The organism is Mesorhizobium sp. M0185 (assembly GCF_040322175.1).
Lineage (GTDB): Bacteria > Pseudomonadota > Alphaproteobacteria > Rhizobiales > Rhizobiaceae > Mesorhizobium.
The window spans coordinates 1-7,987 of sequence record NZ_JAMYSY010000095.1; the positions used below are offsets into that span (position 1 = coordinate 1).

8 protein-coding genes and 2 pseudogenes are annotated in these 7,987 nt (G+C 60.8%); 7 read left to right on the top strand and 3 right to left on the bottom strand.

The annotated features are described in order from the left end of the window. On the bottom strand, positions 1 to 532 hold a 532-nt coding region (locus NKJ20_RS33360; protein ID WP_352749851.1), incomplete at its 3' end, for an IS110 family transposase. A gap of 234 nt (positions 533 to 766) precedes the next feature. On the opposite strand from NKJ20_RS33360, the pseudogene NKJ20_RS33365 reads away from it, so the two are divergent. After that, positions 767 to 982, top strand: a pseudogene (locus NKJ20_RS33365) (transposase); the annotation flags it as partial. 662 nt (positions 983 to 1,644) lie between these two features. Here NKJ20_RS33365 and NKJ20_RS33370 read toward each other — a convergent pair. After that, positions 1,645 to 2,248, bottom strand: a pseudogene (locus tag NKJ20_RS33370) (protein-L-isoaspartate(D-aspartate) O-methyltransferase); the annotation flags it as partial. Positions 2,249 to 2,340: 92 nt separating this feature from the next. Between NKJ20_RS33370 and NKJ20_RS33375 the strand changes: the two are divergent. The 5 genes from NKJ20_RS33375 to NKJ20_RS33395 all read left to right on the top strand — a co-directional run bounded on the left by NKJ20_RS33375 (position 2,341) and on the right by NKJ20_RS33395 (position 6,507). Beyond that, the gene (locus NKJ20_RS33375; RefSeq protein WP_352453889.1) at positions 2,341 to 2,541 is read left to right on the top strand and encodes a hypothetical protein; all 201 of its coding nucleotides are present in this window, start codon (positions 2,341 to 2,343) and stop codon (positions 2,539 to 2,541) included. Between the two features lie 116 nt (positions 2,542 to 2,657). Further along, a complete protein-coding gene (locus NKJ20_RS33380; RefSeq protein WP_352453888.1) occupies positions 2,658 to 2,939 on the top strand; it encodes a hypothetical protein in 282 nt (93 codons plus the stop codon). Between the two features lie 1,011 nt (positions 2,940 to 3,950). Beyond that, the gene (gene ltrA, locus NKJ20_RS33385; RefSeq protein WP_502902848.1) at positions 3,951 to 5,273 is read left to right on the top strand and encodes a group II intron reverse transcriptase/maturase; all 1,323 of its coding nucleotides are present in this window, start codon (positions 3,951 to 3,953) and stop codon (positions 5,271 to 5,273) included. Between the two features lie 417 nt (positions 5,274 to 5,690). Continuing rightward, positions 5,691 to 5,942, top strand: a complete 252-nt coding sequence (locus tag NKJ20_RS33390) for a DUF982 domain-containing protein (protein ID WP_352749855.1) — start codon at positions 5,691 to 5,693, stop codon at positions 5,940 to 5,942. Between the two features lie 265 nt (positions 5,943 to 6,207). Continuing rightward, positions 6,208 to 6,507: a hypothetical protein gene (locus NKJ20_RS33395; protein ID WP_352749856.1), complete on the top strand. Its 300-nt coding sequence runs from the start codon at positions 6,208 to 6,210 to the stop codon at positions 6,505 to 6,507. A 222-nt stretch (positions 6,508 to 6,729) separates the two neighbouring features. Here the strand turns inward: NKJ20_RS33395 and NKJ20_RS33400 are convergent, their stop codons facing one another. After that, positions 6,730 to 6,927, bottom strand: coding sequence for a hypothetical protein (locus tag NKJ20_RS33400; RefSeq protein ID WP_352453840.1), 198 nt, complete (start codon positions 6,925 to 6,927; stop codon positions 6,730 to 6,732). Positions 6,928 to 7,359: 432 nt separating this feature from the next. Between NKJ20_RS33400 and NKJ20_RS33405 the strand changes: the two genes are divergently transcribed. Next, on the top strand, positions 7,360 to 7,512 hold the full coding sequence (locus tag NKJ20_RS33405; RefSeq protein WP_352749858.1) for a hypothetical protein: 153 nt from the start codon (positions 7,360 to 7,362) through the stop codon (positions 7,510 to 7,512). Positions 7,513 to 7,987: the final 475 nt, after the last annotated feature.

The window sequence follows — 7,987 nt, forward strand, 5'->3', positions numbered from 1 at the left end:
CCCGCTCGTCGTCGGGAAGCACCTGCCGCTCGAGCCAGGCGCGACCGCGATTGTTGAACAGATCGGCATGCGGGCACTTCGGCACTAGGTGCGCCTGCAGGATGCCATGCACCTCGTTCTTCACGCGCGTGCGATGCCGAACTACCTGGTTGCGCCGCGCGACGAGGCGGCGAAGCCGCTCGGTCCGCTCGTCAGGTACCCAGACCTCCGGCAGAAAGCCGCTGGCATGGAGCTGCGCCAGAACGCCGGCATCGATCTTGTCGGTCTTAATCCTGGCATGGGCGATCGCCTTCACCTGCATCGGGTTGGCGACAATCACCCGGCCAACATAGGGCGACAGAACCCGCACCACCGCCATGGCGTTGCCCGTGGCCTCGACGACAACCTCATCCGTCCGTCGCAAACTGCGGCCGAACCCTTCCAGTCCCGAGCGGGTCATGTCGACCCGTCCGTGATGGCGCAGCCGGCCGTCTTCCCAAACCACCACCTCCGCAAAGGTGCGGTGGATGTCCATTCCAATCACACGTCTCATCGGCTCCCTCTCCTCAACAATCGGGAGCCGGCGGGCGACGCGACACCTACGGATCCGCGCTCTCGGCGCAACCGGGCAGGTCGCAGGGGCGGCCAGCTACTAACGCGAGCTCGCAGCTCATCGAATACATCGGCCTGCCCGCACTTGGCGTGCTCCCGGTGCCCCTGTCCCGGATGGTCGCACCATAAGCCGAAAATCGCTCATCTCCAGCGGGGATCGGATGGCACCGTCATGATCATACCGGTTACGAACGCCATCGAGGCGCTGAACTCGAAGCTGCGCCGCGCCGTTCGAACACGTGGACACTTCCCCAACGACGACGCGGCCATGAAGCTGCTATATCTGGTCTTGAACCATGCGGCCGAGGAATGGAAACGACCGCCGCGCGAATGGTTCGAGGCAAAGGTCCAGTTCGCCGTCGTCTTCGGCGAAAGGTTCGTCAGCCAATGACGAAACCGGCCTCGCGCACAGAATCCTGACAGTCCCCAGTTTGTCCGCGTCGAAACCATTGTCGAAGTTACCCGGCTCGATGGCGGAGTGTTGCGGATTGCGCTCAAAAACGGTCCAGGCTGTGCGTCGTCAGGATGGTAGCCGAACCAGCGTAACAGCCGATCACGGATCCCTTCCTTCGACCTTTAGAGACTGACCAGTCAGCTGCCACCAAGCGAGAATGACGATCGCTCTCACTGCTGCGGCGCTGGTATCGGTGTGCCGCCAAACCAACCAGCCGCATACGCAATCACGACCAATACCACGATCACGGCTACCACGCCGTACCAGATGCGCCTGTCCTTGAGATCCATCGTTACCTCCTGCCCGCCACGTGTTGGCCACTGGGCGAATTCCTTGAGCCTTTGGCCGTCATTTCCCAGATCAGCGACCCATTTGCCCTCTGGTAGGCACACAGTAGGCTGGATAAGGGTCTTTGAGAAGCGCGCAATACGACCGCGCCGGCATGATCGCCAGCGGCTGCGACCGGTGGCTGCAGGCGTGCTCCACGAGTAGCGGGCATGGACGTCAAAAGATCGGCGATGCCATTCAGCGCCCGTGTGATCGATGCGGCGCGCGTTATCCTGATCTTCCAGCACGGCTCCGCGCAGCCGCACCCCTCATTAGACCGTTTCGAGCCGGCTGAACCGAACCGGGATGAGTTTCCGAGTCCCGAGCTGCCCTGCCGCATCCTTGTCGATGATAGTCAGAAACTGTGCTTCTTCAGATCCCAAAGGCAGAACCAGCCGTCCCCCCCGGCTTGAGTTGCTTCAGAAAACCCGGCGGTGTCTGCTCAGCCGCCGCCGTGACCAGGATCTTGTCGAATGGGGCGTGCTCAGGCCAGCCGCGCGACCCGTCTCCGACACGAATGCCGACATTGGATAAGCCGAGCCCCTGCAGGAGAGCCTCGGCATGGCTTGCGAATTCCTCGATGATTTCGACGCTCCAAACTTGCCCGGCGAGCTCCGCGAGAATTGCGGTTTGGTAGCCCAGGCCGGTGCCGATCTCGAGTACCGCCTCGTGCGGTTGCGGTGCAAGGAAATCGGTCATGAGAGCGACGACGAAGGGCTGCGAGACGGTTTTATCAAAGCCGATCGGCAGCGGCATGTCCTAGTAGGCATAAGGGGCGACCGGGGCTGGAACGAAGAGATGCCGCGGCACCCGCCGCATCGCTGCCATCACCCGCTCATCGAGCGTCGCCTTGCCGAGTTCTTCGCTTGCAAGATCGGGTAGTGGGTCAGTTTGAAATTTGACGCCGCGCTTGTCGCGGTTCGGGCCGAACTCCTATATGCTTAGCGAAACGCATGGGAAGCAGGACGGTGAGTTATTCCATAAAACTTGGCAAGGAGCCGAACGTCCTAGTGATCAACGACTTGTCCAGCAGGCAGGTCGTAAGCCAAGCGCGCGAACTCAAAGCGGGGAATATCAAATTCAGCATTTACGCCAGCGACGGCACTTTGACCGAACTGTATGATCTTGAGCGTGCCGTGGAGGGGGATGACGTTGCCAACCGGACCTAAAGCCCCCAAGCGCCCGCGCGACCCAAACCAATTGGCGAAGTCGATTGTCGATCTGGCGACAGGCGAGACTGAGGACAAGAAGCCACTCGCCAGTGCCCGCAAGGGCGGGCTTATCGGTGGCAAGGCCCGCCTCAAAGCACTCACGCCAGAACAGCGCTCTGAGATTGCCAGAACGGCAGCTGCGGCGCGCTGGAAGAAATCTAGCTAAGCCGCTTCTCTTCATCGATACCGGCAGCGATCATCATCTCTTCAACGTCATCGTTGAAATCCAAGACAAGTTGGATTCGCTCTTCGCCGGGATGAGCGTCGCTGTAGTGATCAGCATCCATGCGAAGCTGCCAACAGTCGCCAACGATTTGCTTTCTGCGCTGGCCTACAGCCTTTTCGACATGACTTGACGCGGGCCGATCGGAGGACACCGATCTTCGGCAGGCGATGGAGGGCACCACCTGCCGCAAGCATCAACTATTAGAAATCACTGATGCAGTCGGGCCGGTGGAGATTGTCGGGAACTATCCGCTCATCGTGGATTATGATCGTATGTGGTCGTGGATGTAGCCGCACACTCCAAGGGTGTCCTGTAAGCCCGCTGTCGAACCGGCAGCGGGCTTTCCTATGGGCGCTTGCCCCTTGGCGCCGGCCCTGCATTTCTTGGACGCGCTTATATACTCCGCGCAACAAGATAGGCGATCCGATACGCCATGAGTAGCAAAAGAACGAGGATCGTAAATTCGAGAACTGTGCGTGAGGGATAAATTTTCAACGCTCCGACTTCAACCGACGATACTGTAACGTAGTGTCGCTTGGCAGTTAATGATGAGAATGCGGTCGCTTCGGTTAGGTTTGGCGATTAATTGCGAGAATGGGGCAGCCCGGATTCTCAATTTAGTGCGCCGGGAGACCGGCAAGGAGTAGGTGGTGGAAGTCCACTGCGATGAAGGAATAGCGATCCACATCGGCCCCGAGCCGTGCGCAGACATCCGCGAGGATGCCGGCGAAGCGTCGGTAGGGGAGTGCATAGGCCAGCCATTGAGCCACGAAAGGGAATTTGTTCCGGATGCCGACGCCGTTAATTTAGCGGAAGGCGAAATGGACGGGCGCGTTTTCGCGAGCGCCTGTTCGATCCGGCGTGGTCTGAGACCCTGGCATGTGCGGAAGCTCCTTGTGCGGGAACCGGGAGATCTCTGGATTGGCCATACGCCCCAGGAGTACGGGGGGATGGTCCGCAACGGGAAGGCGAGGAGCCGTAGCCGTTGATGCACGATCCAGAGAAGTCTGACTCCGGCATAGTAGCTGCGAAGCCGACGAACAAAGCCGGACAACCGGCGGCGGAGCTGGTGGAGCCAAGGCCGGGGACCAAGGGGAACGCGGAACAGCAACACATGCACCGGACACGGAGCCGGGCTCGCATGTCCCAGTCGCTGGATCGCGTACGGCAAGCCGCAAGGCTGAGGAAGAAGGAGAAGTTCACCGCGCTCTTCCACCACATCAATGTCGATACACTGCGGACGGCGTTCTACGTGCTCAAGCGCAAGGCCGCTCCCGGGGTGGATGGCATGACGTGGCAGGATTACGAGACAGACCTTGAGCCTCGGCTCAGGGACCTGCACGAACGGGTTCATCGGGGAGCGTACCGCCCGCAACCGTCTCGCCGGACGTTTATACCGAAGGCAGATGGAAAGCAGCGGCCGCTGGCGATTGCCGCTCTGGAAGACAAAATCGTCCAAGGGGCAACCGTCATGGTGCTCAATGCCATCTATGAAGGCGACTTCTGCGGCTTCTCATACGGGTTTCGGCCCGGTAGAGGGTCGCACGATGTATTGGATGCACTGTGCGTAGCGATCAACACGCGGAGGGTGAACTGGATTGTAGACGCCGATATCCAGAACTTTTTCGGGAGCGTCAGCCAGGATTGGCTCGTTCGCTTCCTGGAACACAGGATCGGCGACAAGCGCATCATCCGCCTGATCCGGAAATGGCTGAAGGCGGGCATTCTCGAAGATGGGATCGTGACGGTAGATGACAGGGGCACGGGTCAAGGCTCGGTGATTTCGCCGCTTCTGGCCAATATTTACCTGCACTATGTCTTCGACCTGTGGGTCAACCGCTGGCGACGGCGCGAGGCCACCGGCGACATGATCATCGTGCGCTATGCCGATGATGTAATCGTCGGCTTCGAGCGCGAGGGCGACGCCCGTCGTTTCCTCGATGCGATGCGCGCGAGGCTTGAGGAGTTCATGCTGTCGCTCCATCCGGAAAAGACCCGCCTGATTGAGTTCGGCCGCTTCGCGGCGGTCGACCGCAAGCAACGCGGGCTCGGCAAATCGGAGACCTTCGCATTCCTGGGCTTTACCTTCATCTGCGGTAAATCGCGAAAGGGGCGCTTCCTGCTTAAGCGGAAGACCCGAGGCGACCGCATGCGGGTGAAGCTCAAGGACATCAAGGCGGAGCTGCGGCGTCGGATGCATTGGCCCATCCCCGAACAGGGGAAGTGGCTGAGGCAGGTCGTGACAGGTCATTTCGCCTATTATGCGGTCCCGACGAATGGCGGGGCGCTCTCGGCGTTCCGGCACCATGTGACCGATCTCTGGCGGCGGACGCTTCGGCGGCGCAGCCAACGAGACGGCTTCACCTGGGCCCGCATGACGAAGCTGACCGACGACTGGCTCCCCAAACCACGCATCCTTCACCCGTGGCCCAATGCGCGCTTCGCCGTCAGCCACCCAAGGTAGGAGCCGAGTGCTCGAATCGGGCTCGCTCGGATCTGAGCGGGGGGGCGCCCAGTAATGGGGCGTCCCTACCGCGATAGTGCACGTTTTCAAATTAAGCGCACAGCTAACCAACTGAAATGATTGACATGCGATTCTCATAATTAACTGCAAAGGGACATCCCCAGAAATGAGTATTGACTTCGATCTCCGATCTCAGCGCCGGCAACTGACCAAGGCATAGCGGGCTCGTAACGATAAGGACGGTTCTCGCCATTTGAGGACCGCAACGGGTTGGCGAGTCTAGTCTGAGCGATCAAGCCCGCGCTCTGGACGAGGTCCCATCCTCACAGAATGTTCGCCCACCGGGCCAAACGTGACGCAACGGAACGGATGGTTCACCCGTAAGGTCTTGGGGAGATTGCGAAAGGAGACCAGCATATGACCTGCGAACGAGACGTCGGCACGTTCGAAGAGCCCGTGACCGTTTTGCTGTCCTCGGGCAAAGTCAGTGTTTCGAGCACCCGCGAAGCCGCCGAAATGCTGCTTTACCGCTGGCCCATTGGAGAAACCGGGCGCCGCATCCAGGCTCGCATGGCGTGCATGAAGGTGCTCGGCGGCGGCAGCGCACCGGAGATAGCGCGCGTGGCATTTCTCAACGCCGCCAAGGAAGCGAAAATCCTGACTGCTTGACATCTCGTCAACGCGTGCCCCATCACTGTCCATCGTGCATCACTCTTGCAGCGGCCATTACATTTGTGCAAACATCGTGCGTCGATCATGCGGAGACGCCGAATGCTTGCGCGAGAAGGCTGGAGCCGCGGAGCTGCACTCTACGTCGACCCGCGAGTTGACGCGCTCTGTGGCGAATTCCACGTAGAGATCGTCCCCAAGGGCCGCTATCCGAAAGAGGGCCAGACGCGCGCCGTCGGCTCCATCCGCCGGCTGATCGACAATCATGGCGCTGAGCATGCACGGTTGCTGGCTGAGGGCCGCGGCGAACCACGCGCTCACCGAAGAAAGCAGCCTGACGGTCGTCTCTGACTTGCTGCTGGCCGGTCCGGACCTAGTGGAGCAGGGCATGGCCGCCGTGCTCGAGATTTTCGCCGCGATCCCGCTCGGCGCATACATGGCGATCGTCAATGAGCTGCGCGGCCGCGTTCATCAGGGGCATGCCCTTGCCGGCATCCTCTATGTGCACCTCCGGCGCCTCACGAGGGATCGCTATCGGCAAATGAGACTATTCGGTCCCGGATGACCAAAGCTGACGCATTTCGTTCCGCCGTCGCTTGGATCGACCAGTCGCTCGCGCATGTCGCCGAGGCAGTGGAGCGCATGCCCGATGACAGGTTCCTCGCGAGCACCAGGCCGCGCACGATGAGCCGCGCTCGCCGTCTATCGACCGGTTGCCGCCGTGCTTGAGCGCGAGCGGTGGCGCCGGGTGGCCTGAAGGTCGCGACGAATGAAACGCCGGCCCAGTTCAACCCGCGCGACGTCCTTCAAAGCTGGGGGGATTGATCTTCACCAAGCGGTCTGCGGCCTCGACCGCAGTTCGTATCCTGCTGCACAGCGCGAGATTTTCGGCCAGTATTTCTTCAGTGCGTTGAAGCGCGAGCTCGGTCCGGTGGATGCGCTGCCTGGCATTGGCAACTTCCGATGTCAAAAGATCGGCCGCCATCCCGTGGCCGTGGGGTTCCATAGTGTCCATGGGTTTCTAATACATGGGGGGCGATATCGTTCCATGATGTCGGGCGAAACGGCGGGCCGCAGAAAAGCGCGATGGGCCGAATGACCAATGCGCTCCCTGTCAAAACAGCGCCAGAAACAGGCGAACGGCTTCGGCCGCTCTACGTCCCACGGGCAGAGGCGATCACGGTCCAGAGGGCCATTGATCTGTTCAGGCACGACTACAACGTAAGCGAAGACACACTCAGGCGGCTGGTGATCAAGCACCGTCTTCACAACCAGACAATGCCCGGTGCTCCGTGGAGAATAAGCGCTCCCGGTTTGGCTCTGTCGCTCGCCGGCGATGATGATGCGCTTGCGCGGTTGAGGCAGGACGTCGCGAGCACCATGGCTGCGCGACCAGCCTATCACCTACGATTTGGCTTTGAAGGCGATCGTTGCGCATACGGGCCTCTTCAATCAGGGCTGGAAGGACAGTGCCGATGCGATCTTCCATACCGACGGCACTGTTCCCAAAGGACCGATCGCCTTAGTCGAGGTGCAAGGTTACGTCTTCGCAGCATACCAACCGCGCTGAACGCTCGCACCTACCAAGCCGGACAGCGCTACTGGTCGCTGCATGTTGCTGCCATCGCGCGCGCGGCGTTAGCGCCAACAGAAGGAAAACGCGGGGCCTGAGGCCCCACACCCCCACTCCGTTCCGCTTCGCGGACGGATATGCTTGCTCCCTCGGTCGTGCGGCACTATCCGGTGTGGAGCCATATTGCTTTTGAGAGCGAAGGATGCGGCTGATCGCCGTCGCATAGCGGCTGATCTCGGCGTCGATCTGGCTGGGGTAAAGCCTCGGCGTTCGAGCTTCTTCCGCTCCTGTGACTTGTCGATGCCCGGATTAGAACCGACAACATCGCGACAGGCTATGAGGGCAAGCCGTATGACGGGCCGGTAGAGGACGACTCGAAGCACTTCGTCTACTGCCCAGTCTGCGGCCAAACGTTCGACGCGCGCGATCTTGGACAGGTGTTCCACCACGCTGAGCCGCAGCACGAGCCGCT